This window comes from Devosia sp. (genome assembly GCF_028290625.1).
Lineage (GTDB): Bacteria > Pseudomonadota > Alphaproteobacteria > Rhizobiales > Devosiaceae > Devosia.
Genome location: NZ_JAQGJM010000009.1, coordinates 93,295 through 119,396, shown reverse-complemented (window position 1 = coordinate 119,396; position 26,102 = coordinate 93,295). Strand labels below are relative to the sequence as shown.

General features: G+C 61.9%; 25 protein-coding genes and 1 other RNA gene. 9 read left to right on the top strand and 17 right to left on the bottom strand.

Features of this window, described 5'->3' with window-relative positions; genetic code table 11:
- Positions 1-61 precede the first annotated feature (61 nt).
- Genes JWR51_RS04255 through JWR51_RS04245 form a run of 3 tightly spaced genes read right to left on the bottom strand, consistent with a single transcriptional unit; the run spans position 62 to position 3,038 of the window.
- A complete protein-coding gene (locus JWR51_RS04255) occupies positions 62-697 on the bottom strand; it encodes an Asp/Glu racemase (RefSeq protein ID WP_299744104.1) in 636 nt (211 codons plus the stop codon).
- Position 698: 1 nt separating this feature from the next.
- Positions 699-1,253, bottom strand: coding sequence for an acetolactate synthase small subunit (gene ilvN, locus JWR51_RS04250; protein ID WP_299744101.1), 555 nt, complete (start codon positions 1,251-1,253; stop codon positions 699-701).
- 21 nt (positions 1,254-1,274) lie between these two features.
- Entirely contained in the window at positions 1,275-3,038 is a 1,764-nt protein-coding gene (locus JWR51_RS04245) for an acetolactate synthase 3 large subunit (protein ID WP_299744098.1), read from the bottom strand.
- 364 nt (positions 3,039-3,402) lie between these two features.
- Between JWR51_RS04245 and JWR51_RS04240 the strand changes: the two genes are divergently transcribed.
- A complete protein-coding gene (locus JWR51_RS04240; RefSeq protein ID WP_299744095.1) occupies positions 3,403-3,864 on the top strand; it encodes an SRPBCC family protein in 462 nt (153 codons plus the stop codon).
- Positions 3,865-4,228: 364 nt separating this feature from the next.
- On the opposite strand, the gene JWR51_RS04235 is transcribed toward JWR51_RS04240, so the two are convergent.
- From JWR51_RS04235 to JWR51_RS04225, 3 genes are all read right to left on the bottom strand, one after another.
- Entirely contained in the window at positions 4,229-4,444 is a 216-nt protein-coding gene (locus tag JWR51_RS04235) for a cold-shock protein (protein ID WP_299744093.1), read from the bottom strand.
- A 309-nt stretch (positions 4,445-4,753) separates the two neighbouring features.
- Positions 4,754-5,026: a YMGG-like glycine zipper-containing protein gene (locus tag JWR51_RS04230; protein ID WP_299744090.1), complete on the bottom strand. Its 273-nt coding sequence runs from the start codon at positions 5,024-5,026 to the stop codon at positions 4,754-4,756.
- A gap of 88 nt (positions 5,027-5,114) precedes the next feature.
- Positions 5,115-5,492 (bottom strand): DUF423 domain-containing protein, encoded by a 378-nt coding sequence (locus JWR51_RS04225; protein ID WP_299744088.1) that lies wholly within the window; start codon positions 5,490-5,492, stop codon positions 5,115-5,117.
- 101 nt (positions 5,493-5,593) lie between these two features.
- Between JWR51_RS04225 and JWR51_RS04220 the strand changes: the two genes are divergently transcribed.
- Positions 5,594-7,006 (top strand): MATE family efflux transporter, encoded by a 1,413-nt coding sequence (locus JWR51_RS04220; protein ID WP_299744087.1) that lies wholly within the window; start codon positions 5,594-5,596, stop codon positions 7,004-7,006.
- A gap of 12 nt (positions 7,007-7,018) precedes the next feature.
- On the opposite strand, the gene JWR51_RS04215 is transcribed toward JWR51_RS04220, so the two are convergent.
- Both JWR51_RS04215 and miaA read right to left on the bottom strand, forming a co-directional pair.
- Positions 7,019-7,732: a hypothetical protein gene (locus JWR51_RS04215; RefSeq protein WP_299744085.1), complete on the bottom strand. Its 714-nt coding sequence runs from the start codon at positions 7,730-7,732 to the stop codon at positions 7,019-7,021.
- Positions 7,733-7,769: 37 nt separating this feature from the next.
- Positions 7,770-8,645 (bottom strand): tRNA (adenosine(37)-N6)-dimethylallyltransferase MiaA, encoded by an 876-nt coding sequence (gene miaA, locus JWR51_RS04210; protein ID WP_299744477.1) that lies wholly within the window; start codon positions 8,643-8,645, stop codon positions 7,770-7,772.
- Between the two features lie 18 nt (positions 8,646-8,663).
- Here miaA and serB point away from each other — a divergent pair, with 18 nt between their 5' ends.
- On the top strand, positions 8,664-9,536 hold the full coding sequence (serB, locus tag JWR51_RS04205; RefSeq protein WP_299744083.1) for a phosphoserine phosphatase SerB: 873 nt from the start codon (positions 8,664-8,666) through the stop codon (positions 9,534-9,536).
- A 128-nt stretch (positions 9,537-9,664) separates the two neighbouring features.
- Here the strand turns inward: serB and JWR51_RS04200 are convergent, their stop codons facing one another.
- The 6 genes from JWR51_RS04200 to JWR51_RS04175 all read right to left on the bottom strand — a co-directional run bounded on the left by JWR51_RS04200 (position 9,665) and on the right by JWR51_RS04175 (position 15,640).
- Positions 9,665-11,119 carry a Do family serine endopeptidase gene (locus tag JWR51_RS04200; protein WP_299744081.1) on the bottom strand — a complete coding sequence of 485 codons (1,455 nt, stop codon included), beginning with the start codon at positions 11,117-11,119 and terminating at the stop codon, positions 9,665-9,667.
- A 163-nt stretch (positions 11,120-11,282) separates the two neighbouring features.
- Positions 11,283-12,422, bottom strand: coding sequence for a protease modulator HflC (locus JWR51_RS04195; protein ID WP_299744078.1), 1,140 nt, complete (start codon positions 12,420-12,422; stop codon positions 11,283-11,285).
- A gap of 3 nt (positions 12,423-12,425) precedes the next feature.
- On the bottom strand, positions 12,426-13,550 hold the full coding sequence (gene hflK / locus JWR51_RS04190) for an FtsH protease activity modulator HflK (protein WP_299744076.1): 1,125 nt from the start codon (positions 13,548-13,550) through the stop codon (positions 12,426-12,428).
- A gap of 64 nt (positions 13,551-13,614) precedes the next feature.
- Positions 13,615-14,139, bottom strand: coding sequence for a dihydrofolate reductase (locus JWR51_RS04185; protein WP_299744074.1), 525 nt, complete (start codon positions 14,137-14,139; stop codon positions 13,615-13,617).
- Positions 14,136-14,615 carry a GNAT family N-acetyltransferase gene (locus JWR51_RS04180; protein WP_299744072.1) on the bottom strand — a complete coding sequence of 160 codons (480 nt, stop codon included), beginning with the start codon at positions 14,613-14,615 and terminating at the stop codon, positions 14,136-14,138. The genes JWR51_RS04185 and JWR51_RS04180 overlap by 4 nt, the downstream gene beginning before the upstream one ends.
- Positions 14,612-15,640 carry a DUF4424 domain-containing protein gene (locus JWR51_RS04175; protein ID WP_299744069.1) on the bottom strand — a complete coding sequence of 343 codons (1,029 nt, stop codon included), beginning with the start codon at positions 15,638-15,640 and terminating at the stop codon, positions 14,612-14,614. The genes JWR51_RS04180 and JWR51_RS04175 overlap by 4 nt, the downstream gene beginning before the upstream one ends.
- A 219-nt stretch (positions 15,641-15,859) precedes the next feature.
- Between JWR51_RS04175 and msrA the strand changes: the two genes are divergently transcribed.
- Positions 15,860-16,387 carry a peptide-methionine (S)-S-oxide reductase MsrA gene (gene msrA, locus JWR51_RS04170; RefSeq protein WP_299744066.1) on the top strand — a complete coding sequence of 176 codons (528 nt, stop codon included), beginning with the start codon at positions 15,860-15,862 and terminating at the stop codon, positions 16,385-16,387.
- Positions 16,388-16,421: 34 nt separating this feature from the next.
- Here msrA and JWR51_RS04165 read toward each other — a convergent pair whose 3' ends face one another.
- Positions 16,422-17,216 carry a thymidylate synthase gene (locus JWR51_RS04165; RefSeq protein WP_299744065.1) on the bottom strand — a complete coding sequence of 265 codons (795 nt, stop codon included), beginning with the start codon at positions 17,214-17,216 and terminating at the stop codon, positions 16,422-16,424.
- A gap of 246 nt (positions 17,217-17,462) precedes the next feature.
- Between JWR51_RS04165 and JWR51_RS04160 the strand changes: the two genes are divergently transcribed.
- The 4 genes from JWR51_RS04160 (at position 17,463) to JWR51_RS04145 (ending at position 19,127) form a co-directional block, all read left to right on the top strand.
- Entirely contained in the window at positions 17,463-17,810 is a 348-nt protein-coding gene (locus JWR51_RS04160) for a DUF1428 domain-containing protein (protein ID WP_299744063.1), read from the top strand.
- Between the two features lie 28 nt (positions 17,811-17,838).
- Positions 17,839-18,196, top strand: a transfer-messenger RNA (tmRNA) gene (gene ssrA, locus JWR51_RS04155).
- Between the two features lie 205 nt (positions 18,197-18,401).
- Positions 18,402-18,890 (top strand): SspB family protein, encoded by a 489-nt coding sequence (locus JWR51_RS04150; RefSeq protein WP_299744060.1) that lies wholly within the window; start codon positions 18,402-18,404, stop codon positions 18,888-18,890.
- A gap of 12 nt (positions 18,891-18,902) precedes the next feature.
- Positions 18,903-19,127, top strand: a complete 225-nt coding sequence (locus JWR51_RS04145) for a ribbon-helix-helix domain-containing protein (RefSeq protein ID WP_299744057.1) — start codon at positions 18,903-18,905, stop codon at positions 19,125-19,127.
- A gap of 6 nt (positions 19,128-19,133) precedes the next feature.
- On the opposite strand, the gene JWR51_RS04140 is transcribed toward JWR51_RS04145, so the two are convergent.
- Positions 19,134-19,733: a hypothetical protein gene (locus tag JWR51_RS04140; RefSeq protein ID WP_299744055.1), complete on the bottom strand. Its 600-nt coding sequence runs from the start codon at positions 19,731-19,733 to the stop codon at positions 19,134-19,136.
- A gap of 8 nt (positions 19,734-19,741) precedes the next feature.
- Positions 19,742-23,362 carry an AsmA family protein gene (locus JWR51_RS04135; RefSeq protein WP_299744053.1) on the bottom strand — a complete coding sequence of 1,207 codons (3,621 nt, stop codon included), beginning with the start codon at positions 23,360-23,362 and terminating at the stop codon, positions 19,742-19,744.
- A gap of 379 nt (positions 23,363-23,741) precedes the next feature.
- On the opposite strand from JWR51_RS04135, the gene JWR51_RS04130 reads away from it, so the two are divergent.
- Complete coding sequence (locus JWR51_RS04130; RefSeq protein ID WP_299744051.1) at positions 23,742-26,081, top strand: UvrD-helicase domain-containing protein; 2,340 nt, start codon at positions 23,742-23,744, stop codon at positions 26,079-26,081.
- Positions 26,082-26,102 lie beyond the last annotated feature (21 nt).

The following is a 26,102-nucleotide window of genomic DNA, read 5'->3' as shown; positions in this document are numbered from 1 at the left end:
TCCCTGGCAAGTATTGAGCGCCACTTAGCCCGCAAAGACCGTAGGGATCAAGACGCCCGCCCTATGCCCGCAACCGGTCGATCACCGCCTGCAGTCCGATAGCCGGGCTGGTCAGCGGTGCCGGCCCGCCACGCACCAATTCCGCCGCGCCCGCCATGGAAACCTGCGCGAGGGCGACCACGGCGGCCCCGTCGAGATATGCCGCATCCACCGCCTCGGCGATCAGCGCAAAATACCCCGGCAGATCACCGCCAGTGAACCGATCCCAAGCCTGCGGCACCATGCGCATATCGATATCGGCCCCGGTCTCGACCGCCGCAGCCGCGAACAACTGGCCCGTCGGCGCAGCGGTCGACGGCGCGGCATACAGCACCGTGACTCGCCCGCCATCCGCAACCGCGCGCTCGGCCAGCGCCGCATCGACGCGGATCACCGGCACCGCCTCATCCTGCACGCCCTCAACAGCCCGCCCGATGCTCGAACACGTCAGCAGCACCGCATCGCACTCCGCTGCCAGCGCCCGCAATTCCGCCTCGGCTTCCGCCCGCGTCTCGTCCGTCATCTGCCCGGTGGCCAAGGCGGCCGCCAGCAAGTGCGGGCGCACTACATGCCGCAGTTCCACGCCCTCGATAGCCGCGGCCGCCGCATCCAGCGGCGGCACATTGGTCGCCGCGGTATGCAGGCACCCGATCAGCATGTCACATTCCTTCGGGGCCGCGCGAAATCGCCGCCAGCCCGGTGCGCACCACTTCGACCAGGCCGAGCGGCGCCATCAGCGCGATAAAGCTGTCGATCTTGCTCGACTTCCCCGTCAGCTCGAACACGAAGCTGGTCACCGACGCATCGACGATCTGCGCCCGGAACGCATCTGCGAGCCGCAGCGTCTCAGCTCGATGCTCGCCCGAGCCCGCGACCTTGATCAGCGCCAGTTCGCGCTCGATCGAAACGCCTTCGGCCGTCAGGTCATGAACCTTGTGCACCGGGATCAGCCGCTCGAGCTGCAGCTTGATCTGCACCAGCGTCTTGGGCGTGGCGACGACGACCACCGTGATGCGACTAAGTCGCTTGTTGTGTTCGGTCTCGCTGACGGTGAGGCTATCGATATTGTAGCCACGCGCTGAAAACAGGCCAACGACCCGCGCGAGGATTCCCGGCTCGTTATCGACGAGAACCGACAGCGTATGCTTTTCGATTGCCTGGGTTTCCTTGGTCAGGAAATACGCCGACCCGGTCGGCTGCAAGTGTGCGTTCATGAGTGTGTCCTCCAGCGCGGCCTAAACCAGCGCGCGCCCTGCTTCGTCGATGATCGAGCCAATGTTTGCCGTATCGGGCAAAATGATCTCGTTGTGTGGCTTGCCCGACGGGATCATCGGCAGGCAGTTCTCGTCCTTTTCTACGAGGCAATCGAACAGCACCGGACCGGGGTGGTCGAGCATTTCGGTGATCGCCTTATCCAGCTCCGCCGGGTTTGAGCACCGAATGCCCTTGCCGCCCAACGCCTCTGCCAGCTTGACGAAATCGGGCAGCGAGTCCGAATAGGAATGGGCATGACGCGAGCCATGCAGCAGGTCCTGCCACTGGCGGACCATGCCCATGCGCTCATTATTGAGGATGAAAATCTTGACCGGCAGGCGATACTGCACCGCCGTCGAAAATTCCTGCATCGTCATCTGCACACTGGCCTCGCCGGCGATATCGATTACCAGCGCATCGGGATGGGCCACCTGCACGCCCACGGAGGCCGGCAGGCCATAGCCCATCGTGCCCAGACCACCCGAGGTCATCCAGCGGTTCGGCTTGTCGAAATGGAAGTGCTGTGCCGCCCACATCTGGTGCTGGCCCACTTCCGTGGTGATGTAGACGTCCTTGTCCTTCGTCATCTCATACAGCCGCTCGATGGCATATTGCGGCTTGATGATGGTCTCGGAATTCTTGTAGCCGAGCGAGTTGACCGCCCGCCACTTGGCAATCTGCTTCCACCACGGCGCAATCGCCTCGGTGCGCGGTTGGTTGGTCTTGCTGCGATAGATGCGCACCATTTCCGCCAGCACCCGCGCGCTGTCCCCGATGATCGGCACGTCGACCATGATCACCTTATTGATCGAGGACGGATCGATATCGACATGGATCTTGCGGCTATTGGGCGAAAACGCATCGACCCGCCCGGTGATCCGGTCATCGAACCGCGCGCCGATATTGATCATCAGATCGCAATCGTGCATCGCCAAATTGGCCTCGTACGTCCCGTGCATGCCCAGCATGCCCAGCCATTGCGGATTGGACGCCGGGAACGCGCCCAGCCCCATCAGCGTCGAGGTCACCGGAAACCCGGTCAGCTCGGCCAGCTCGCGCAGATGCTCGGACGCTTCCGGCCCGGCATTGATCACGCCACCGCCGGTATAAAACACCGGCCGCTCGGCGCGCAGCATCAGCTCGACCGCCGCCTCGATGGCCGCATGATCGCCGTCCATGCGCGGGCGATAGCTCGGATGGCGCAGGTTTTCGATATCGGGCTTGGAATACATGCCCAGCGCGAACTGCACATCCTTGGGAATATCGATCACCACCGGGCCGGGCCGGCCAGTCGTGGCGATCAGGAAGGCCTCATGCATAACGCGCGGCAGGTCGTTGACGTTCTTGACCAGGTAATTGTGCTTGGTGCAGCTGCGGGTAATGCCGACCGTGTCGCATTCCTGGAACGCGTCCGAGCCGATCAGATTGGTGGGTACCTGCGCGGTGATGCAAATCAGCGGGATCGAATCCATCAGCGCATCGGTCAGCGGCGTCACCGCATTGGTCGCGCCGGGACCGGACGTCACCAGCACGATGCCGGGCTTGCCGGTCGAGCGGGCATAGCCCTCGGCCATGTGGCCGGCGCCCTGCTCGTGGCGCACCAGGATGTGCTGGATTTTATCCTGCTGGAACAGCGCATCATAGATCGGCAGCGCCGCACCGCCGGGATAGCCGAAAATGAACTCGACCCCCTGATCGGTCAGCGCCTGTATCACCATTTCCGCGCCGGTCATCTGTTCGGCCATCTTCGGTCTCCTCGATCGGCTGCACTCCGGCATGCCGCTTCGTCTGTTTCGTGGTGTCTTTAGTCCGCATCACCGGAAAAAAGGCAATAAAAAAGGCCCCGTTTGGGACCTGTGTTACGCGCATCAGCTTGCTCGCGGGGAGTTACCCCACGGTGCCAATGCGCGTTCGTACTACGAGAATGGATGCCCGCACGGGACCGCTCCTGAAAAACTAATGGCGCATTGATAGGAGCAAGTGCATCGCGGTGTCAAGCGCAGGCGCGTCAGGATCGAAGACGGCCACGATCACTTAAGACACAACTTAAGCGTTGACATGTCCAAATCCGTCACTTAGGTTTTCGCTTAACAAACACAGGAGACCACCATGGCTGAACGCTCAATCGTCCACGGCACCTTCACCGTCGAACGCCACTATCCGGCCAGCCCCAAGCGGGTGTTTCAGGCCTGGGCCGATCCCAAGATCAAGGCCAAATGGTTCGGCACCTCCCCCGAGGATACTAAGGAATTCGATTTCCGCGTCGGCGGCCGCGAATATGCCGAAGGCAAGGGCCCGAACGACAGCACCTTCAGCTTCGACGTCTCCTACCGCGACATCGTTCCGGATAACCGCATCATCTACACCTACGAAATGGCGCTGGGCGGCCCCAAGATTTCGGTCTCCGTCGCCGCCGTCGAACTGCGCCCCGAGGGCGATGGCACCCACATGATCGTCACCGAACACGGCTGCTTCCTCGATGGCCTGGACACGATGGAGCAGCGCCGCCACGGCACCGAATGGCTGATGGACCAGCTCGGCGAGGAGTTGAAGCGCCAGATGGCGAGCTGAGCTAGCAGCCAATCCACCCGGAAGCGGCTAGCGCCAATTGGCCTTCGCCTTCCACTTCGCATTGACTCCGATGCCCCGCCCCCACCCGGGTCATTCCCGCGCAGGCGGGAACCTCCGTTACCCTTGTGGAAGAAAACAGAGGTTCTCGCCTGCGCGGGAATGACTCCGTGAGGAGGATCGGCTCGTCCAAGTCCACACAGACAAACAGAAACCGTTTTCATTCCAACCCGTACCAACAACTGCGCCGGACGCCCCAACGACCCAAAGTCATCTATTTTAGACTGTTAGCATCCAAATCAAGTCAACAACGGGCACAAAAAAGGCCCCTTGCGGGGCCCTTCTCGTCATTGCGGTATTCTAGAACTTAGCTGACCAGGGTCAGGTTGGTCGCGGAAACCTTGCCGTCACGGCCGGTTTCGAGTTCGTAGGTCACCTTGTCGCCTTCGTACAGGCCCTGCAGGCCCGAACGCTGAACAGCGGAGATGTGAACGAACGCGTCCTTATCGCCGCCTTCAGGCGAGATAAAGCCGAAGCCTTTGGTGGTGTTGAAGAATTTCACGGTGCCGGTGAAAGTAGACATGCTTGTGATCCTCACAAATAAGTGGGTGCCGCGCCGCGCGGCTAAGGGTTGAAAACCGGGTTTTGCAAGGTGCGAGACCCGGGCCTAACGATTCACAGATCAGGAGGTAGCCAAGCTTCCCGGCGAGCCGGTCGATCAGATAGCGCAAGACGAGTGTAAACGTATTCGATGAATATGGCTTTTATCGAAGACGATTACAAGGCCATTCCCGATTCGGAAGAAAAACACCCGACCCAAGACTGGCTCGGATCGGGTGCTTTGGCGCCACTAAGGGCGCGCAGCCGCATGGGGCGATGCGGCTGATAGGATTTAGCCGCGCGGGCAGGTATCCTTGTACTGGCGGCCACGCGAATCTTCATACCAGCACAGGTTATTGCTGTTCGGCACGCGACCGAGAACATTGCCGGCTGCCGCGCCGACAACACCGCCAACGCCCGCGCCCACCACGGTGCCGAGCACCGAACCGGTCGTCGCTGCGCCCACAATGGCGCCAGCACCGGCGCCAATAGCGGCACCCTGCTGGGTCGAAGTGCAAGCCGTCATGGACAGAGCTGCGCAGGCGATGATCAGAAATTTATGCATTAGGAAACCCTCCGAGAAACAATCGAGGCTCAAACGTGTGGCCACGGACTTGGTTCCAATACAATTTTAACCAAACTGTGTCCGACCACTATTTGCCCACAGCCCGACTGAACAACCCGCCAACAATTACTGCAAGCCAGCCACCGATCATGCCCACACCACCGATTGGCGCGGCCATCGGGAAGGCGGCATGGCCGAGATACTGCCGCGCCAGCAGGTCGCCGGCGAAAACCAGTGTACCCAGCCCCAGCAGGATCGCGGCCGCATCGAACAGCCGCCCGGGCAGGGATGACAGCCCCAGGGCCAGTAGAGCCGGTCCATGCGCCAGGCACACCATGGCGATCGGACCCAGATTGGTGCCGTCGCCGCCATGGCTGGCCGCCGCCGCGGCCATCACGCCGCCGCCACCCAAAATGCCCGCCACCACGATGGTGAGCCGCGTCAAAACCGGATTGGTCGGTGCCATGAACGTTCTACCCTGCGCTGCCGCGGACGACGCCATGCCGTCTGCCCTTTCCCCTGCCCTCGCCTTCGGCTAGAGCAAAGAGGCGAATGGGACGAGATATCATGACTAACGACACAACGGCAGCGCGCCACGCTGCCGCAGAACGCGTTTCGCAATCCGCTGGCTGGACGACTGAACTGCGCGCCATGTTTACCCTGGCCTGGCCGCTGGTAATTGCTCAACTGGCGCAGAACGCCCTCACCACCACCGACGTCATCATGATCGGCTGGCTTGGCCCTCGCTATCTCGCCGCCGCAACCCTGGCGACCACCTTCCTGATGCCGGCGCTGTTGACCGCCATGGGCATAGTCGGCGCCGTGGCGCCTTTGGTGGCCCAGGCCCGTGGCTCGCGTGACATCAAGGCGGTGCGCCGCATCGTACGCCAGGGTGCCTGGGCGGCGATTGCCCTGGCCGCGTTGCTCACGCCGATCATCTGGCAGATCAAGCCGATCTTTCTGGCCTTGGGGCAGGACCCCGACACGACCGAATTGGCCGAGCAATTCATCCATATCGGCGTCTGGATGCTGTTCCCTGCCCTCTTGATCGCCGTGCTCCGCTCGATGCTCTCAGCGTTCGATGCCACGCGCGTCATCCTGTTGATCACCGTCGCGGGCGTCTTCGTCAATGCCGGGATCAATTACCTGCTGATCTTCGGCAATTTCGGTTTCCCCAGGCTCGAATTGCGCGGCGCGGCTATTTCGACGCTCTCGACCAACATCGTGATGTTCGCGCTGACGCTGGCCTACGTGCTGCGTCACCGCCGCTTCAAACGCTTCCACGTTCTTCTGCGATTCTGGCGGCCGGACTGGTCGCGTTTCCGCGAGATTTTCCGCATCGGCCTGCCGATCGGGCTAACCGTTTTGGCCGAGATCAGCCTCTTCACCGCAGCTGCCCTGCTGATGGGCCGCCTCGGCACCGATGAAATCGCCGCCCATGCCATCGCCCTGCAATGCGCGTCGATGGCCTTCATGGTCCCCCTCGGCATCGGTACGGCTGCGACCGTGCGGGTCGGAATGGCCTATGGCCGCAGCGACCCCTCAGGCGTCGCCCGCGCCGGCTGGACGGCCATCGTCCTTGGCGTCGGCTTCATGGCGCTGTCCTGCCTGTTGTTCCTGACACTGGCCCCCTCGGTCGTCGGCCTGTTCCTCAATTCAGGCGATCCCGCCAATACCAACGCCCTGGCGCTCGCCGCCAGCTTCCTTGTCATTGCCGGCGTGTTCCAGCTTGTCGATGGTGGCCAGGTGGTGGCGGCTCACGCCCTGCGCGGACTCAGCGACACCACCGTGCCAATGATCCTGGCCATTGCGGGCTATTGGGTAATCGGCCTGCCGGTGGCCTACGTGCTGGGTTTTGTCGTTCAATGGCGCGGCGTCGGCATCTGGATCGGCCTCGCGTCGGGGCTGGCTTTCGTCGCCGTGGTGCTGGTCGCCCGCTTCGCCATGCGCGAACGGCTCGGCCTCATGCGGCCGCGCTGAGACCAGCCGGTTCTAGTAACCCGTGGCGTTCTGGATAAAGTCGGCGCGAGCCCGCCGGGCGGCGTCCGATTTCACCTCCACCATGGCGTGCATGAAGGCCGACAACGCCGGGCAGAGATCGGGATCGGCTGCCCTGCCCGCGGCGATCGAGGCGAGATAGGACTGCGGATGGCCATCGGTGACGATCTGGCTCATCACCGCGCTCCAGTCGTCTTCGCCCGCAACCCCCACCACGTCGGGGTCCTCCAGCGCACTGACCACGGCGGAAAAATAGGCGGCACTCTGCCGGTCCAGTTCAAGCGCATAGCCCGGTGCCGCACCGATGGCATAGAGCGTACCAGCGCCATCGGTGGCAAAGCCCCCGCACACCGCGGCACCATCGCGCTGCAGCACGCTCTGGTAAAAATCGGCCAGGCTCAGCACCACCAGCGCCGACATATCGGCTCGCGCGAACTGCAGTTGCGGCGCATATTTCTTGCGCAAGGCCGTCAACTCGAGGAATGCGCGCTGCATCTTGAGTTGTGGCGAGATTTCCGTGCTGTCGATATCGCCAAACCTCTCCTCCAGCGCCTGCAAATCCCGCGGGAAATCGGCCGCCAGCACGCCACGGGTGGCCGGGTACTGTTCGGCGAAGAGCGCCGCGGTCGTCTCGTTGGCGGTTTCGACAGCGAACGCGGGCTGAGCCAGCGCGGCGAGGGCAACAAGGGCGATTGCAAAAAGCTTCATGACCGAACTCTGCAAACTGCGATGCCGTCCGTCAATCCTATTGGCGCGGCCAATCGCCCATCCGATTGCGAAACCATGTCCGCTGCCGTTTGGCATATTGATGCGTCGCCGTGATAGCCAACCGCAATGCCTCCTCGCGCGACAATGTTCCCGCCAACCAATCGGCGATCTCGGGCACCCCGATCGCCTTCATCGCCGGCAGGCTGGGATCGATATCCTGCGCCAGGATCGCCTCGACCTCCTCCACCGCGCCACTCTCGAACATCGCCTCGAACCGTCGCGCGATCCGCTCACGCAGCACCTCGCGATCGGGATCCAAAACCAGCCTTTCGATTTTCCAGCCTTCCAGGATGCTGGCTCGCGGCGAGTTCTGAAAGCTCGAAATCGGCTGCCCCGTCGCCCGCTTGACCGCCAGCGCCCGGATCACTCTTTGGGGGTCCGCAACCTTCAGCCGCGCCGCCGTCTCGGGGTCCTCCCGCCGCAACAAAGCCAGCCGCTCCGCAGCATCCAGCGCTTGAATCTCCAGTTGAACTTCAAGCGCGATTTCTGCCGGAACCGCAGGAATGTCCGCGAATCCGTTCAGCAACGCATCGAAGTAAAGCCCTGTTCCGCCTACGAAAATCAGCTGCCGCTCCGCCGTCTCTGCAATCGTCTCTTGCACCGCATCCAGCCATCGCCCGGTCGAAAACCGCGTCGCCGCCGGCACAAATCCATAAAGCCGATGCTCGGCCCGAGCGAGGTCCTCCGCCCCCGGCCGGGCTGTCACCACCGCCAGCGTGTCGTAAACCTGCATCGCATCGGCATTGACGATCACGGCATCCCGCTGCGCCGCCAGCTCAAGCGCCAGCGCCGACTTGCCGCTGGCAGTCGGACCCGCTATCAGCACTGCACTCCGCCCGCTCATCACCGACATCCCCAAGAGACCTCACCTATGCCGGTTCTCTGCCTCATCGCCAATCCCACCGATAGCGAACTCGACGTGGCCCTCGCGGCCCGCGTTGTCAAACAGGTGGGGGGCGAGCTCAACTGGCTCAACCATTCGATTGCCTGCGAAATCCTCGAGCCGAAGTCAACCGACGCGCTGGCCGAGGCCCGCGAGATCATCGGCAACGCCAGGGTCGATGCCGCCATGGTGCCCACCGAAAATCGCCGCAAGCAGATCCTCGTTGCCGACATGGATTCCACCATGATCAACGAGGAATGCATCGACGAGCTGGCTGACGCTGTCGGCATCAAGGATCAGGTCGCCGCCATCACCGACCGCGCCATGCGGGGCGAACTCGATTTCGGCCAGGCGCTCGATACCCGCGTCGCCCTGCTCAAAGGGCTGCAGCGCAAGGTCATCGAGGCAATTCGCCGCGAGAACATCACCCTGGCCCCCGGCGGCCGCGCGCTGATTTCCACCATGAAGGCCTATGGCGCCTATACCTCACTGGTCTCGGGCGGCTTCACCTTCTTCGCCGATTATTTCGGCAAGCGCATCGGCTTCGATGAGGCCATCGCCAACGTGCTGCTGTTCGAGGACGACGCCCTCACCGGCACGGTGCAGAAGCCCATTGTCGACAAGAACACCAAGCGCGAACGCCTCACCGCGCTCGCTGCCGAGCGCAACCTGTCGCTGAGCCAGACCATTGCCGTGGGCGATGGTGCCAACGATCTCGACATGATCAAGATTGCGGGCTTCGGCGTAGCGCTGCACGCCAAACCCGCCGTCGCCGCCGAGGCCGGTATCCGCATCGACCACGGTGACCTCACCGCCCTGCTCTACTTGCAGGGGTACGACGATGAGGAAATCGTGCGATGAGCGACAGATCGCCGTACCCGTAGCGGACTGAGGCCATACATCCTCACCGGGTCATTCCCGCGCAGGCGGGAATGACCTTGGGCGTGTGGTGGGTGCATGTGTGGTTGGGGGGCGGCGCGAACCGACCCCTAGCCCAGCTTCACTGCAATGAACCGGCTCGATCCCGCCGGGTCGGTGACCTTGAACAGCACCACCGGGCGCTTGGCCGTGCTGGCCTCAGTCACTAGCGTTTCGATTTCCTCGACGCTGGACACCGGCTTCTGGTTGACCTCGGTGATCAGCAGGCCGGGGATCAGGCCCTTGTCATAGGCGTCGCTGCCATCGGTCACCTGGGTAATGATGATGCCATTGACGGCCGCGTCGATCCCGAATTCGGCCCGTGCTGCGTCGTTAAGCGGCGCCACACCGAGGCCGAGCAGCTCATCCAGTCCGACAGCGGGCGCGGAATCAGTCACTTCGGGTACCGGCGCGTCGGTGCCCGAGACCATTGCCGTGTCACCCGGCACTTCCAGCCGGCCGAGCGTGATATCGACGTCTTCTTCGGAGCCATTGCGCAGCACCTTGACCGGCACGGCACGGCCAACTTCGGTCTCGGCCACGATGCGCGGCAGGTCGCGCATCCGCGCTACCGTCTTGCCGTCGAACTGCAAAATCACGTCGCCCTCCAGCAGCACGCCGATCGATGGTCCTGCCGGGTCGATATCGACCACCATGGCGCCGTTGGTATTGGGCCGGTCGAGACTGAGCGCGATATCGTCGGTGACCTCCTGGATGCCGACACCGAGCCAGCCGCGCCGCGTCTCCCCAAACTCGGTCAACTGCCGCACCACGGGCGCCGCCAGATTGCCCGGCACCGCGAAGCCGATGCCCAGGGAGGAGCCGCCCCGCGCGATGATCGCCGTATTGATCCCCACCACCTTGCCGTACATATCGAACAGCGGTCCGCCCGAATTGCCCTGGTTGATCGAGGCATCGGTCTGAATGAAATTGTCGTATGGCCCCGCCTCGATATCACGATTGCGCGCCGAGACGATCCCGAGCGTCACTGAGCCGCCCAGCCCAAACGGATTGCCGATCGCCATCACCCAGTCGCCGACTTGCGCGCTATCGCTGTCGCCGAACTGCACGAAGGGCAGCGGCATCGGCGACTCGATCTTGAGCACGGCAAGGTCCGTCTTGTCGTCGTGCCCAGCCAGTTTTGCCGGCAGCCGTCGACCATCGGTCAGATAGACCTGGATTTCCTCGGCGCCGTCGATGACGTGGTTATTGGTGACGATATAGCCGTCGGCGCTAATGATGAAGCCGGAGCCCAGGCTGGTCGCCTGCTGCATCGGCCCCTTGCCCTGCCCGTCATTGGGATTGAGATGGTCGAACATATCCTCAAGCGGCGAGCCGTCGGGAAATTCGGGAAACGGCGTACCGCCCGCGACATGGCGGCTGGAGCCGATATTGACCACGGCCGGTGACAATTGCGCCGCCAGGGCCGCAACTGATTTCGGCCCCTGCGGCTCGGCCTGCGCATAGGCGGGGCTGGCGGCCAGAACCGCGGCCAGCATCAATCCAGCGATTACAAAACGCCCCATGCTGCACTCCCCTACTCATCGGCATTTGACGCAAAGCCAATTTAGCCCCGCTGGCGTGGGAAGCAACCGGCTCGATTGGCTGACAGGGTTAACCGGGCACAAGAAACAGTGAAGCCGGCGCTATCGGAGGATAGCGCCGGCTTCGGATTGGGCGAACTGCGCCTTACGGAGCCGCGGGAGCAGCCGGAGTTTCTGCTGGCGCTGGAGCCGGTGTTGCTTCGGGCGTAGCGGGCACAACCGGATCAACCGGCGCCGGCACGTCCGTGCCAATCGTCGGCGTCAACTGCGACCCGTCCTGCAGCGTAATGGTCGGCGGCGCTGGTGATTCTTCGATACCCAGGCCATCCAGTGCTGGCTCGTTGGACGGCGGCGCCGTCAACGGAGCCGCGGTCGGCTGGATCGGCGGAGCCAGATTGGTACTGGCCGCGGGGAGCGAGCCGTTGGAACCGAAGTACTTGAAGAACTCCGAATCCGGCGACAGCACCATCGTCGTGCCAGTCCCGACCAGCGACTTCCGGTAGGCCTGCATGGAACGATAGAACTCAAAGAATTCCTCGTTCTGCCCATAGGCCGCAGCAAACAGCCGGTTCCGTTCGGCGTCACCAGTACCGCGGATGATTTCCGCGTCACGGGTAGCCGCTGCCACGATTTCCACGGCCTGACGATCGGCGATAGCGCGCAGGCTCTGTGCCTGCTCCTGACCACGGGCCCGCAGCAAGGCGGCCTCGGCCAGACGCTCGGCGCGCATGCGTTCGAACGTCGTCGCCGACACTTCAGCGTCGAGATCGGTGCGCAGGATACGCACATCGACCACATCAATACCCAGTTCGGCCAGATCGGGCCGGATCAGGTCGCGCACTTCCTGCATCATCTGCGCGCGCTGTTCCGACAGCGCCGCATTGAATTCACGCAGGCCGTAGACTTGGCGCAGGGCCGAGTCGAGGCTGGCGCCAATACGGTCCTCGGCAACCGAAAGCTGGCCGGTGGCACGCTCGCGAAACAGGCGGGGATCGGCGATCCGATAGGTCAGGAAGGCATCGACCTGGTAGAAGGCATTGCCCGAAACCTGGACGCGCATATTGGCGATGTCGTAGCGCAGCAGGCGATCTTCGATGATCTGGACGCTGTCGACGATATCGGTCGGCACCTTGAAATAGATGCCCGGTTCGGTGCGGACATCGGTGATCTGTCCGAAGCGCATGACGATGGCCTGCTGGCGCTCGTCCACAACATAAAGCGACGAGAACAAAACGTAGATGGCCGCAACGATGAGTACGCCGATGACGATGAGACGGTTTTGCATGGCTTAGTTCCCCGTCGTCTGGGTGGTCGTCGCGGGGACGTCGGTTCTCGGGCCGGGCTTCAATTCAGGCAATGGCAGGTAGGGAACAACACCCTGGCCTCCTTCGCCTTTTTCGAGCAGGACCTTTTCGGATCCGCCCAGCACGTCTTCCATGGTCTCGAGGAACAGGCGCTTGCGCGTCACCTCGGGCGAGTTGACATATTCGGCATAGACGGCGTTGAAGCGCTCGGCCTCACCGGTCGCTTCCTGCACCACGCGGTTGGTATAGGCGGCGGCATCTTCGCGCAGCGCCGCAGCACGGCCACGGGCATTGCCCAGCAGCGTATTGGCATAGGCACGCGCTTCTTCCTGCAGGCGGGTCTCGTCCTGGCGGGCACGCTGCACTTCATTGAAGGCATCGATGACTTCGGCCGGCGGGCCGGCGTTTTCGATCAGCACCTGGCTGACATTCACGCCAAGACCGTAGCTTTGCAAGATGCCCTGCGTGATGGAGAGCACTTCGGCCGAAACGCCGCTTCGGTCATCGCTATAGATGTCCTGTGCGGGACGTCGGCCGACGACTTCGCGCATGGCGCTTTCGGCAGCGAAGCGGACCATGGATTCCTGGTCGCGCACGTTGAACAAATACTGCACCGGATCGTTGATCGCCCAGAACACCGAGAACTGGACGTTGACGATATTCTGGTCGCCCGACAGCATCAGGCCTTCGTCTGAGCTCGACGAGTTGGACCGCGAGCCGCTAGCATTGGCGACGCCGATTTGAGTTTGGTTGACGGTGGTAACCACCCGTTCAACCGTTTCCATGGGCCACAAATGGAAATGCAGGCCCGGCATGGAGAGTTCTGGCTTGGGCTGGCCGAACCGCAGTTCGACGCCGACTTCCTGCGGATCGATCGTATAGATCGAGTTCAGCAGCCAAAAGCCGACGACGACAACGACGCCGCCGATGATGGCCCAGCGTCCGCCCGGCAATCCGCCCTGGAATTGATCGCGACCGCGACTGAGAATATCTTCGAGGTTGGGCGTCTTGCCCGGTCGACGGGGCCCGCCGCCACCGCCAGGCGCTTGGCCCCAGGGTCCGCCATTATTGTTGCGGCCACCGTCGCCTCCGTTATTCTCCCACGGCATCGCGTCCCTTTCGGATGTTTTATAAAGTCATTGCCGCCCTATATAGGGAAGGCTTCCCCGCCGATCAATGCGCACTCTCTTTACGCCGCTCGTACACTTTGACGCGGTAGGTGGCGCTGTCCTTCTCCGAGGGGGTAATCTCGGGCAGATCGACCACTGCCCACTCCTCGGGATGGATCTCAGGAAACCGCACATCGCCCTCCGGGTGGAGGTCGATATGGCTGATATAGAGCCGGTCGGCCCGGTCCATCAGCTGGGCATAAAGCTCGCCCCCGCCAATGATCATGACCTCGTCCACACCATCGGCTGCGGCGATGTTTTGCGCCTCCGCCAGCGCCGCTTCAATGCTGGAAAACACCAGCGTGCCCTCGGGCTGATAGCCATCTTGCCGCGTCACGATGATGTTGGTGCGCCCCGGCAGGGGCTTGCCGACCGTCTCGAACTGTTTGCGCCCCATGACGATGGGCTTGCCCATGGTCATGCGCTTGAAATAGGCGAAATCGGACGGAATGCACCAGGGGATGGTCTGGTGGGAGCCGATCACCCCATTCTCGGCCACGCCGGCGATCATGGCGATCCGCACGCTCATGCGGCACCCAGCCGCAGCAGCGCATCACCCTCGACGCGCACCTTGGTCCATTCGTCCTGCATCACACCGCCCTGCGACTTGTAGAACTCGATGGAGGGGTCGTTCCAGTCGAGCACCCACCACTCGAAGCGTCCGAGCTGTTCGCTGACGCAGCGTCGCGCCAGATCGATCAGCAGTGCCTTGCCGATGCCTTTACCGCGCAGTTCAGGATCGACATAGAGGTCTTCCAGCCAGATGCCGTGCCGCCCCTGGAAGGTCGAATAGGTGTAGAACCAGAGGGCAAACCCGACCGGCTTGCCCTCCCATTCGGCGATCTCGCAGAACACTTTTGGCTCGACCCCGAACAGGTCGCGAACAATGTCCGCTTCGCCCGCCTTGGCCTCGTGCTCAAGCTTTTCATATTTTGCCAACGCCAGGATGAACGCGACGATAGTCGCCGCGTCCCCCGCTATGGCCGGGCGGATCACCAGGCTCATTGCTGCCAATCGTTCTTGACCAGCAGCAGGATTTCCAGCTCATTCTCATAAGGCGGCGACCAGTCGGTCGCGGTCATCTGGAAGCTTGTCGGGCCGATCTTCTTGACGCCCTCGCCGCAGAACGACACCAGGTTTGCCTCGTCACCCTTATCCACCGTCAGCGAGAACTTGCCGATCGGGCCGAACCAGTTATTGCCGGTCGACCAGATGTAGGAAATCCAGCTTTCGGTAAACGGATACTGCGTATAGCCGTCCGTCGTGGTGCCCTGCTTCTTGATGGCCGCGATCAAATCATCATCGACGCAATATTTCTTCTGGTAGGCGGTGAGCTGCTCGTCCGAATAGGTGTTGTTGTCGTCCGAGCTCGGCATGAAGGTGGCGATCACCGTGCCGCCGATGCTGGGCTTATAGGTGTGGACCACGTCGGCGTCCTTGCCGGCTTCGAAGGTCGCTTCCCAGCTATAGGTCGAGCGCAGCGTCCACATTGGCGTGGTGTCCACTTGCGTGCTGTCGCCGGAACCGTATTCCATGGGAATAACCAAGCCTTGGCTGGTCAGGGTGGCCTTGTCGGCGTCCGACAAGGCGTTCAGCGCCGCGAGCGTTTCCTGGCCATAGGGCGCCAGCGGAATGCCCAGCTTCTTCAGCTCTTCGGAGTAATCGATATTGTTGGCGAACGCATATTGATGCAGCACCGCATCAACGGGTTTGCCGTTGAACGTGGTCTGGAAGCCGAAAATGTTCTCGGGATCTTCGGTGGGAATACCCACCATGAAGTCGCCATCGCCCTGAATATCGGGCATCGGGAACGCCACCAGGATATGCTGGTCCTGGTCCGACTTGTTGTGGAATTTATAGACCACCTTGACCTGTGTCGGCGAGATCGAGAGGTCTTCCGACGCCATCTCGATATCTTCGTTGGCGACGAATGCCAGCCCGCCAGTGCCCAATTGGGCCGTAGTGTCGTTGGCCATGGCCGCCGCTGGCATGAGGGCCAGCGCGATGGCAAATCCAGTCAGCAACTTCATTTCGTCCGTCTCCCAGTCATGCGCCCCGGCCGACCATTGACCTCAAATGGCCCCGCCGATCAACTGGATTCCAGCGTTGCGACGACCTGACGACATCACGCGCTCGTCACTCCGCGCGGCGTTGAACTTCCGTGGTCTGAACGCCATTTCTGTGCCAGACTTTCGCGATCCTGCGTTATTGTGCCGGCAATCGGACCGACACCCAATGAGGAGCTGAACATGAGTGACAGAACCGAGCGCGCCGTCCTGGCCGGGGGATGCTTCTGGGGCGTGCAGCAATTGATCCGCCGCCAGCCGGGCGTCAAGGACACCCGCGTCGGCTATACTGGCGGCGATGTAGCCAACGCCACCTATCGCAACCATGGCACCCACGCCGAGGCTCTGGAGATTACCTATGATCCCGAGGTCATCAGCTATCGCCAACTGCTGGAATTTTTCTTCCAGATCCACGATCCCTCGACCCTGAACCGCCAGGGCAATGACCGTGGTCTCAGCTATCGTTCGGCAATCTTCTACACCAGCGACGAACAGCGCCAGGTCGCGGAGGACACTATTGCCGACGTCAACGCGTCAGGCATTTGGCCTGGCAAGGCAACCACGACCGTCGATCCCGTCGGCCCCTTCTGGGAAGCCGAGCCCGAGCATCAGGATTATCTGGAACGCATCCCCAACGGCTATACGTGCCACTTCATTCGCCCGAACTGGCGCCTGCCGGTTCGCCAGGGCCAGACGGCGGCAGCTGAGTAAGAGAATTTGAGGGTCGGCCTGGTGCCGGCCCTTTTTACACCGCTATCGGCGCCTTGATATGGGGCAGCGGATCGTAGTCGGTGATTACGATATCCTCGAAGGTGAAGTCCTCGAGTTCCTTGACCGCCGGGTTCAGCACCAGCTTGGGCAGCGCCCGAGGCGTCCGCGTCAGTTGCTCGCGCGCTTGTTCGAAATGGTTGGAATAGAGATGCACGTCGCCAAAAGTGTGGACGAAATCGCCCACCTGCAGCCCGGTCACCTGCGCCACCATATGGGTCAACAACGCATAGGAGGCGATGTTGAACGGCACGCCGAGAAAGGTATCAGCCGAACGCTGATAGAGCTGGCAGCTCAATTTGCCGTTCGCCACATAGAACTGGAACAGGCAGTGGCACGGCGGCAACGCCATCTCGTCGACTTCCGCCGGGTTCCACGCCGAAACGATATGCCGCCGTGAATCCGGCTTGGTGCGGATCGAGTGCACGACGTTCGCAATCTGGTCGATATGCCCGCCACCCGGCGTCGGCCAGCTGCGCCATTGCGAGCCATAGACCGGCCCCAGATCGCCATTTTCGTCGGCCCAGGAATCCCAGATCTTGACGCCGCGCTCCTGCAGCCAGCGCACATTGGTTTCACCACGCAGGAACCACAGCAGCTCATAAACGATCGACTTGATATGCAGCTTCTTGGTGGTCAGCAGCGGAAACCCCTGCGCCAGATCGAACCGCATCTGATACCCGAACAGCGAGCGCGTGCCCGTACCGGTCCGGTCACCCTTGTCGGTACCATGTTCAAGAATATCGGCGAGAAGCTTGAGATAGGGCTGCATGAGCCCATCATACCGCGATTCGGCCTTCGGCTTGTCTCAGCCAATCTCACTTTTTACCGATTACCTCGGCGCTCGATGTCCACCTGCTGCCAGATCTTGTCATCAGCATGTGGTCGACCGTATCTGCCAATGCACGACGGTCCCAGCGCCCAGCCCATGGCGAATGCAATGAACGGTTGAACGCTGGCGGATCGCTCGGGGCCGCAGCGCATTAGTCTATATCCTACGTCAGATGGAGAACGAGCCATGAGCTATATCGACGGATTTGTTATCCCCGTGCGTGCCGAGAACAAAGAAGCCTATCGCAAGGTGGCAACCGCGGGAGCGGCACTTTTCAAAGAGTACGGCGCGCTCCGTGTTATGGAAAATTGGGGAGACGACGTCCCGGATGGCAAGGTCACCGACTTCAAGGGAGCGGTGAAGGCCGAGCCGGGCGAAGTGATCGTATTCTCCTGGATCGAATGGCCATCCAAAGAGGTTCGCGACGCCGGCCAAGCCAAGATGATGAGCGATCCGCGCATGACCTCGATGGACATGCCCTTCGATGGCCAGCGCCTGATCTATGGCGGCTTTGCACCTCTGCTGGACGCCTAGCAGCCCCGGCGATGCAAATCGCGCGACGCCATTTGCATCGCACGCCGACCCCGCCTATATATGAAGCGCTCGCAAGAGCTATGGCGATAAACTGTCATCGTAATAAACCTTTCGGACCCGGGGGCAGTACCCGGCGCCTCCACCATCTTCCCCGCCAGCGGGGCAGCCAATGGGGGCGAAACAGGATCGACGAGGGCGTAAAGGGTGTGCTTTTGCTCGGTGAGGTACCACCGTTATCGGTCCAAAACTTATAGTTGCAAATGACAACCATAAGGCTCCAGTCGCTCTCGCCGCGTAAGCGGTGCTAGCATTGGGAAATTAAGTCCTCCACCCCTAGCCGGGTGACAGGCGGGGTCCGCAGGCACCTGGCAACAGAAGCCTGCATCTTCTCTTTCATCGCTGACCGGTGCCTTTGTTCTTGAAATCTCATGGAACGTAGGGCTGATATGGGTCATTGCTGCAATGCGGAGGCCGGCTCGCCACGGCATGGCCCCTAAACTGCAGCAAATTTGAACTTGGGACTTCCGTTTCGCGCCAATCGGGACGAAAAAGGGAGCCACGGGATTCTCCCCAAACGCCGGAAGGGCGCCTATGGCCGAAGATCTGATCCGCTACGACATTCTGGCTCAGGAAGCGCTGCGCGGCGTCGTCCGCAAAGTCCTGTCAGAAGTCGCCAAGACAGGCCTACCGGGCGACCACCACTTCTTCATTTCCTTCATGACCCGCGCGCCGGGCGTTCGCATTTCCGAGAAACTGCTCGGTCAGTACGACAAGGAAATGACCATCGTCATCCAGAACCAGTATTGGGACCTCAAGGTCACCGAAACCGGCTTTGAAATCGGCCTTTCCTTCGACGGCCAACCCGAATTGCTGGTCGTGCCCTTCTCCTCGATCAAGGGCTTCTTCGACCCTTCCGTGCAGTTCGGCCTGCAATTCGATCCCGTCGGCGCCAAGGCCGATGATGAGGACGAAGACGAGCATGACGACCGCGAAGGGGCCGCCAATGGAGACAGCGCCACCGAGAGCGAAAAGCCCGGCGAAAAAGTCGTCAGCCTCGACGCCTTCCGCAAGAAACCCTGATCTGGCTGGCTTTTGGAAAAGCGCTCGCTTTCCATTGCGGGGCACCGGACCAGCATCGCCCTGGAGCCCGAATTCTGGGCTGCACTTGACGCCATGGCGAAAGAAGACGGCCAACCGCTGGCGGCATTGATCCGCTCGATCGACGGCAGTCGTGCCACCGCCAACTTGTCATCGGCGGCAAGGCTGGCGGTACTGGCCTGGTATCAGACCAATTCGATCGGGCCTTCCACGGGCTAACGGCCGTCAAACTCCAACCATTCGCTGGTCGCTCGGCAGTAAAGGAAACAACGAAAAAGCAAACAGTGAGGGAATGATCGTGAAGTGGGAAATCAAAAACAGGCCGAACAGGTTCGGTGGAATTCCCCCACGTGAGGTGTGAAAGCCAAAAAACGCAGGCCCAAACAGCATATAAAACGCCAATCCAAATATAGCTAAACCGCTAATTGCAAATTTGGTATTCCATCTAAAAATGCATTCTTTTCGATAAATCTGAATTGCAACCGTCAATAATGAACAAATAATAGAAAAAAAGAAATAAAACTTCAATACTACGGCCAGTATGACGTAACTATTGGCCGTATTATGATCAGCATGGATAAAAATATAAGAAAAGTTATCAAGTATATTTTGATTTCTCTGATTTATTGTGCGGACAATGGCGCCATAACTCACAAATTTATCTGTTACCAAGACTACGCAGTAGATCAAAAAAGGAAGAATTATTGCCGCCGCATGTAGGGCAGTCATTATCGTCTTTCTAACTACGAACGAGGTGTTATTGGCTTGGCGAACTGCGGTGCCCGTTCTGCGGCCTCGGCGCCAAAGATCACCTATAACTTTCATCAGACCCGTCAGTTCAGTGGCACAAAGAACGGTTGCCCCGGCGTCGAACGCGGCGGCAGGCTGAGGTCCAGTGACGGCCCCTGCAGCACCGGATCGCTCTCCGCATTTGGCGGCGTCTGTTGTTGCTGCAACCTTAAGGCCTCCGCTTCCGCAGCTTCCTTGGCAGCCACTTCTGCCGCCGCCTTGGCCGCTGCTTCCGCCGCAGCCTGGCGCTGGGCCGCGATCAGCTTATTGCGTTCCTCGGCTGCAGCGCGCTGCCGTTCGGCATCCTCAGCCTGCAAGGCCTGCAGTCGATCCACCTCGATTTCGTTGGCCCGCATTTGCACCGCCGCCACGAAATTATCGAGATTGAGAGTGGTCACTGGCGCCGCCAGCGTGCCGCTCACCCGATTGCCGATCAGCGCCGTGTCGGCGGTGACGAGATCGTTCGGATCGGTAAACCCGGACGGGCTCATCACGAAATTTCCGTCCAGCCCCAGCGTATCCAGCTGCACATTGAGATCGCCGCCCAGCTTGGCGCCATTGCCCTCGACCAAAATGTTGGTTACCCGCGCCACGCCACCCGCAATAGTGAAGGCGCCGTTGGCGGTCGGCGCGGTGAACTGCCCCTGCCCCAGCGACAACCCGATCAGCGCCGCCAACGCATCGCCATCGGTCTCCAGCACATCCTGGAGTTCGGCGACCGTCGGGAACACTTTGGGGTCAAGCTGCCGCACCGTCAGGTCATGCAGGGTGAAATTTCCCTCGCCCGACAGCACGCTCAGAACGCTCGCAATACTCGCCCCCGTGCCCTCGATGCTGACGCCGCCATCGAGCGTACCGCCCAGAGCCTCGGCGACGGAAGGCGACACCACATCGTCCAGATTAACCCCCGCCAGCGTCAGCCGTCCTGTTACCGATTTGTCCGGCAATGGCCCGGCGCAGCAGACGACAAGATCGCCGCTGACCGTCCCGGGGCCAATGCCGGCCGACAGCCGTCCCAACCGCAACTTCGTTTCGTCCCAGCTCAGATCGAACTTGGTGCCGGTCACCGTCGTCGTGCCCGCAATCACATTCGGGATTGTCACCGCAACCGACCCGCGGGTCTGGCGGGGAGCGTGCCCGGTATTGATCGGCCCATCCGGCCAGACCCCGCCGCCCGGCACCAGTGCCGAGGCGCCCATCACGCTGCCCGCCAGGCCGGCAATATCGACACTGTCGACCGCCATCGTGCCGGCGATCACACTGGCGTCGCCGGTCCGCGATTGCGACAAATCCCCCGAGAACCCGCTAGCGCCGGATGTGCCTGCAATTTCGGTCAGCCGCGCCGCACGGATGCCTTCAAAATCGAGCGCCGCAGTAACCTCGCTGATCGGTAGGCTCAGGCCATCGATACCGACCAACTGCGCCAGCCCCCCGCCATTGAGCGCAGCGCCGCGCAGCGTGCCGGTCCCCTGCAATTCGCCATTGCTCGCCAGCAGCGTGCCCGAATAGCTCAGGCTCTGCTCGCCGACGCTGGCAGTAATCTGACTGGTCAGGCTGTTGGACGGCGAGCCCGAAAAGTTCAGGGCCACCAGCATCGAGCCATCATCGCCGAACAGCTCGGCGTCCCCAAAGCCCAGTTGCCGCGTCAGCGCCGCCGGATCATTGGATTCCAGCGATCCAGTGAACCGCAATTGCCCGCTCAGGGCCTGCCCGATGCCGCCCGCCATTTGCGCGGTCGCATTGATGGCGGCCGTGCCCAGCGTGCCACCCAGCGTCAGCGTCTGCCCGCCATTTTCCTCAACCGCATCGAGGTCGAAAATTACCTCGCCGGGCAGCGACAGCCCGATGAAATCGCGCCATGCGGCCGGCACTGTACCGAGCTCATACAACGCCGCCAGCGCCGGCGCATCGCCCTTGGCCGCCTTGACGCGCCCCGAGCCGGAGAATTTCGGTTCGGCAAACGTGCCGGCTAGTTGCAGCGCCGCATCCAGCCCAACGCCGCCAAAGTCAACGGCCGATAGCCGGGTGAACGTCAGGCCGCTATTGCCCCACTGCCCCTCGGCCGCCAGCCCCTCGCCAGCCTGTCCCAATAGCGTCGCGCTCTTGGCCGAGAGCGAAAAACTGCCGCTGGGAAAGCTGACCGGGAACGATGGCTCGACCGCGATATTGGGCAGCAGCGCGCCCAAAACCGCGCTGTCGCCCGGATTGAGATCGTCGAAATGCCCGACCACGTCGAGCCGCTTCTCGGCGCCGAAACCCACGCGCAGCTCCACCGCATGGCTCTTGCCGTCGAGCGTCAGCGCCCCCTGGCTCAGCCCCAATGCGTCGCCCATCAGCAGCACCTTGGCATCCAGCGAACCTGGCACGTTGAATAGCAGATTGGCCTCATCCGGCTTGCGCCACAACCGCGCCAGCGCATCCAGCCGCTGCGTCGTCACCGAGGCTTGGCCGTTAAACGCCGGCTTGCCATTCTGCGCCTGCAGCACGCCGCTGGCGCGCATCTCAGCCTCGCCCGGCAATTGCGCGGTAAACTGCTCGACCTGCCAGGCCTTGCCATCGGTACTGGCATCCATGCGCACATCGCGCAGCGCAAAACCGCGCAGGCCCACCTCGGCCAGGTCCACCCCGATCCGTCCCGGCAGTGGCGGAATTAATGGCGCCGGAAATTCCGACAGCATCCGCACAAATTCATACGGCAGGACCGTCGGGTCCTCCTTGGCGTCACGCGGCGGCAGCGTGAAAACACCACCCGAAATCACAGCATCGAAACTGCGCCGCGTGCCCAGTTGCACGCTGGCCGCGCCGGTCAAGCGCATGCCGGCCCGGTTCTCATCGGGCTGCAGCGTATAGGATGAAAAGACAATCCGGTCGGTCGAGGCGGCCACTTGCGCCTCCAGCACGAGGTCGCCGCGAATATCATCGGCTGTCTCGCCCGCCGGCGGCTTCTGGCGCAGGCTCAGCCGGCCTTCGAATTTCGGCGCCATCCCGGCTTCGAGCTGGCCTTCTGCCGAGATCGAAGCGCCCCCGTCGACCGCCGTCACGCTGGCCGTCATCCGACTATAGCCATCGCCGTCGATCGCGCCCGAATTGAACCTGATGCCATAGCGGCCACTGTTGATCGTCGCGCTGCCCTGGAATTGATACGGGCCGGAAAAGCTGTCCAGTCCCAATTCGCCATCGATATCGCTGGCCACCAGGTTCTGCCCCGCCCGGGTGTCGGCCATCCGGATCGTGCCGTCCACGATGCTGGCCTGCTTCAAGGCAACGCTGCCCTTACCGCTGCCGCCGAAGGTTACGCCACTGCCAAACAGCCCGCTTTCGTCGATTGCCACGTCGAACACCGGCTGGCGCAGCACCAGATGGGTGACGTTGTAGTCGTCGCGCAGGAATTCCAGCAGCGAGAAGTCCGCCTCCACCGTGCCGATCGTTGCCGCCGGATCGGTCGGCGGCCCCACCAGCACGTCCGAAAAGCTCAGGCGCGGCTGCGGCAGCAGGCTGAATTCGATATCCCCGCGAATAACCACTTCGGCGCCCAGCAGCCCCGACGCCAGCGCCTCCATGCGCTCGCGATAGTCGCTCCATTGCACGAACCGCGGCACGATGAACGCCGCCGCGAGCACGAGTATCGCCAGCATGCCGATGATGATGTAAATGCGATTGAGCACTTGGGTTTCGCCCGGGTTCGTCGCGCTGAGTTTAGGCAAGTCAGGCTGCCACGCAAGTGCGTGACTGCCTTGTATTATCGGCAAGAATCTGGCCGTCGGCGGCCTCTTCTATCACGCTTGCGTCAGGCGCCACGCTTTTTAGGTGTGTTGAGATTCAGGGCAGGCCGAGTCGATAATTGTGGGTCGCGAGAACCGGAGCGGAGCGTACTTTGGGTACGTGAGCACCGGACGCGCACAGACCCGCAATTTGCAGACCGGCATCCCCCCAAGATCAACGCACCGTGAGCTCAAAAGCCCCCACATACTTGGCTTGCCGTATACATCGCGTGTGACGCTGCCTATATTGCAAACGAGAACAAAAAGAGATTCGTCAAGCCGCATGACCGCCGATGCCAACAGAACGGAACGCCCCGCCGCTGGCTCGATCACGAGCCAGTTCAAACGGCCGCCGGCGCCTGACTACCTCAGCGGGCTCAATGATGAGCAACGCGACGCCGTCATGACCATCGACGGCCCCCTGCTGGTTCTGGCTGGCGCGGGTACCGGCAAGACACGCGTCCTGACTACGCGTATCGCCCACATCATCAATACCAATCGCGCTTGGCCGTCCCAAATTCTGTCGGTGACCTTTACCAACAAGGCCGCTCGGGAGATGAAGGAGCGTATCGAAAAGCTCGTCCCTCGCCTTGAGAGCATGCCCTGGATGGGCACTTTCCACTCCATCGGCGCCCGCATTCTGCGCGCTCACGCTGAGCTGGTCGATCTCAAGTCGACCTTCACCATTCTCGATACCGACGACCAGATCCGATTGATCAAGCAATTGCTGGATGCCGAAAATATCGACGAGAAGCGCTGGCCGGCAAAGCTCTTTGCCTCCATGCTGGACGGGTGGAAGAACAAGGGACTGCTGCCAAAGGATGTGTCGCCGGCCGATAGCGGCAGCTACGCCAATGGCCGCGGCTCCAAGCTCTATGCCGATTACCAGGCCCGGCTAAAATCGCTCAATGCTGCCGATTTCGGCGATCTGCTGCTCGAATGCATCCGCCTGTTCAAGGAAAATCCGGACGTGCTGGCGGAGTATCACCGCAAATTCAAATACATGCTGGTCGACGAATACCAGGACAGCAACACCGCCCAGTATCTCTGGCTGCGCCTCCTCGCCCAGGGCAAGCCCGCTAGCGAAGCCAATATCTGCGTGGTGGGCGACGACGACCAGTCCATCTATGGCTGGCGCGGCGCCGAAGTCGACAACATCCTGCGCTTCGAGAAGGACTTTCCCGGCGCCAAGGTGATCAAGCTCGAACGCAACTACCGCTCGACCTCGAACATTCTGAAGGCCGCTTCTACCCTCATCGCCTTCAACGAAGGCCGCCTCGGCAAGACTCTGCAGACCGATGTCGGCGAAAAGGGCGAGCCCGTTTCCGTCACCCAATTGTGGGATTCCGAAGAGGAAGCCCGCACCATTGGCGAGGACATCGAACAATATCAGCGCGCTGGCGAAAGCCTAAATTCCATGGCCATCCTGGTGCGCGCGTCGTTCCAGATGCGCGAATTCGAAGAGCGTTTCATCACGCTCGGCCTGAACTACCGCGTTATAGGCGGCCCGCGCTTTTATGAGCGCAAGGAAATCCGCGACGCCTTGGCCTATCTCCGCCTTGTCGCCCAGCCGGCCGACGATCTGGCTTTCGAACGCATCATCAACGTGCCCAAGCGCGGCATCGGCGACACCACGGTAACGATGCTGATGGCGACCGCGCGGCACCAGAACATGCCCCTGCTGGCTGCCACCCGTCTGCTGCTTGAAACCGAGGAGCTCAAAGCCAAGCAGCGCTCGACCCTGCGCAGCCTGATCGGTCAGTTCGACGACTGGGCCTTCAGGTCGCAGACGCTGAAACCTTTCGAGCTGGTCGAGCAGATCCTCGAAGAGAGCGGCTATACCGACATGCTGAGCGCCGAAAAGTCGCTGGAGTCCGATGGCCGCAAGGAAAACCTCAAGGAACTGAGCCGTGCCATGGAGGAATTCGACACCCTCGGCGGCTTCCTTGAGCACATCGCCCTGGTCATGGATCGCGACAATGCAGAAGCGAACGATGCCGTCACCATCATGACGCTGCATGGCGCCAAGGGGCTGGAATTCGACACTGTCTTCCTTACCGGCTGGGAAGAAGGCACTTTTCCCAGCCAACGGTCCATGGACGAAAGTGGCCGCGCGGGCCTCGAGGAAGAACGGCGCCTTGCCTATGTGGGTATCACTCGCGGCCGCAAGCGCGTCCGCATCTCCGCCGCACAAAACCGCCGCATCCACGGCCTCTGGCAATCCGCCATTCCCAGCCGCTTCCTCGACGAACTTCCGGCTGACGCCGTCGAGGTCAAGGACACCGGCTCCTCCTATGGCGGCTACGGGTACGGCGGCGGTGCCTCATCGCGCTTCAACAAGGCCGACCCGTTCGAGAGCGTCTACGAAACCCCCGGCTGGCAACGCGCCCGCGCCCAGCAGGGCGCCCGCAAGGGCGGCGGCCCCCTGACCATCGACGGCGACCTCGTCGCCCGCTCAGTCGATCTCGGCGGCGACCGTTCCGCCTTCGCCTTCGGCGACCGCGTCTTCCACCTCAAATTCGGCTACGGCGCCATCTCGGGCATCGAGGGCAACAAACTGACCATCGATTTCGAAAAAGCCGGTCGCAAGAAGGTGCTGGATAGCTTTATCAAGAAGGGGTGAGGCAAGGCGCCTCACCCCTTC

Bases quoted from the DNA above. Each gene is read 5' to 3' on its own strand.
- JWR51_RS04255 (WP_299744104.1), bottom strand. From the start codon at position 697: ATGCTGATCGGGTGCCTGCATACCGCGGCGACCAATGTGCCGCCGCTG.
- ilvN (WP_299744101.1), bottom strand. From the start codon at position 1,253: ATGAACGCACACTTGCAGCCGACCGGGTCGGCGTATTTCCTGACCAAG.
- JWR51_RS04245 (WP_299744098.1), bottom strand. From the start codon at position 3,038: ATGGCCGAACAGATGACCGGCGCGGAAATGGTGATACAGGCGCTGACC.
- JWR51_RS04240 (WP_299744095.1), top strand. From the start codon at position 3,403: ATGGCTGAACGCTCAATCGTCCACGGCACCTTCACCGTCGAACGCCAC.
- JWR51_RS04235 (WP_299744093.1), bottom strand. From the start codon at position 4,444: ATGTCTACTTTCACCGGCACCGTGAAATTCTTCAACACCACCAAAGGC.
- JWR51_RS04230 (WP_299744090.1), bottom strand. From the start codon at position 5,026: ATGCATAAATTTCTGATCATCGCCTGCGCAGCTCTGTCCATGACGGCT.
- JWR51_RS04225 (WP_299744088.1), bottom strand. From the start codon at position 5,492: ATGGCACCGACCAATCCGGTTTTGACGCGGCTCACCATCGTGGTGGCG.
- JWR51_RS04220 (WP_299744087.1), top strand. From the start codon at position 5,594: ATGACTAACGACACAACGGCAGCGCGCCACGCTGCCGCAGAACGCGTT.
- JWR51_RS04215 (WP_299744085.1), bottom strand. From the start codon at position 7,732: ATGAAGCTTTTTGCAATCGCCCTTGTTGCCCTCGCCGCGCTGGCTCAG.
- miaA (WP_299744477.1), bottom strand. From the start codon at position 8,645: ATGTCGGTGATGAGCGGGCGGAGTGCAGTGCTGATAGCGGGTCCGACT.
- serB (WP_299744083.1), top strand. From the start codon at position 8,664: ATGCCGGTTCTCTGCCTCATCGCCAATCCCACCGATAGCGAACTCGAC.
- JWR51_RS04200 (WP_299744081.1), bottom strand. From the start codon at position 11,119: ATGGGGCGTTTTGTAATCGCTGGATTGATGCTGGCCGCGGTTCTGGCC.
- JWR51_RS04195 (WP_299744078.1), bottom strand. From the start codon at position 12,422: ATGCAAAACCGTCTCATCGTCATCGGCGTACTCATCGTTGCGGCCATC.
- hflK (WP_299744076.1), bottom strand. From the start codon at position 13,550: ATGCCGTGGGAGAATAACGGAGGCGACGGTGGCCGCAACAATAATGGC.
- JWR51_RS04185 (WP_299744074.1), bottom strand. From the start codon at position 14,139: ATGAGCGTGCGGATCGCCATGATCGCCGGCGTGGCCGAGAATGGGGTG.
- JWR51_RS04180 (WP_299744072.1), bottom strand. From the start codon at position 14,615: ATGAGCCTGGTGATCCGCCCGGCCATAGCGGGGGACGCGGCGACTATC.
- JWR51_RS04175 (WP_299744069.1), bottom strand. From the start codon at position 15,640: ATGAAGTTGCTGACTGGATTTGCCATCGCGCTGGCCCTCATGCCAGCG.
- msrA (WP_299744066.1), top strand. From the start codon at position 15,860: ATGAGTGACAGAACCGAGCGCGCCGTCCTGGCCGGGGGATGCTTCTGG.
- JWR51_RS04165 (WP_299744065.1), bottom strand. From the start codon at position 17,216: ATGCAGCCCTATCTCAAGCTTCTCGCCGATATTCTTGAACATGGTACC.
- JWR51_RS04160 (WP_299744063.1), top strand. From the start codon at position 17,463: ATGAGCTATATCGACGGATTTGTTATCCCCGTGCGTGCCGAGAACAAA.
- JWR51_RS04150 (WP_299744060.1), top strand. From the start codon at position 18,402: ATGGCCGAAGATCTGATCCGCTACGACATTCTGGCTCAGGAAGCGCTG.
- JWR51_RS04140 (WP_299744055.1), bottom strand. From the start codon at position 19,733: ATGAAAGTTATAGGTGATCTTTGGCGCCGAGGCCGCAGAACGGGCACC.
- JWR51_RS04130 (WP_299744051.1), top strand. From the start codon at position 23,742: ATGACCGCCGATGCCAACAGAACGGAACGCCCCGCCGCTGGCTCGATC.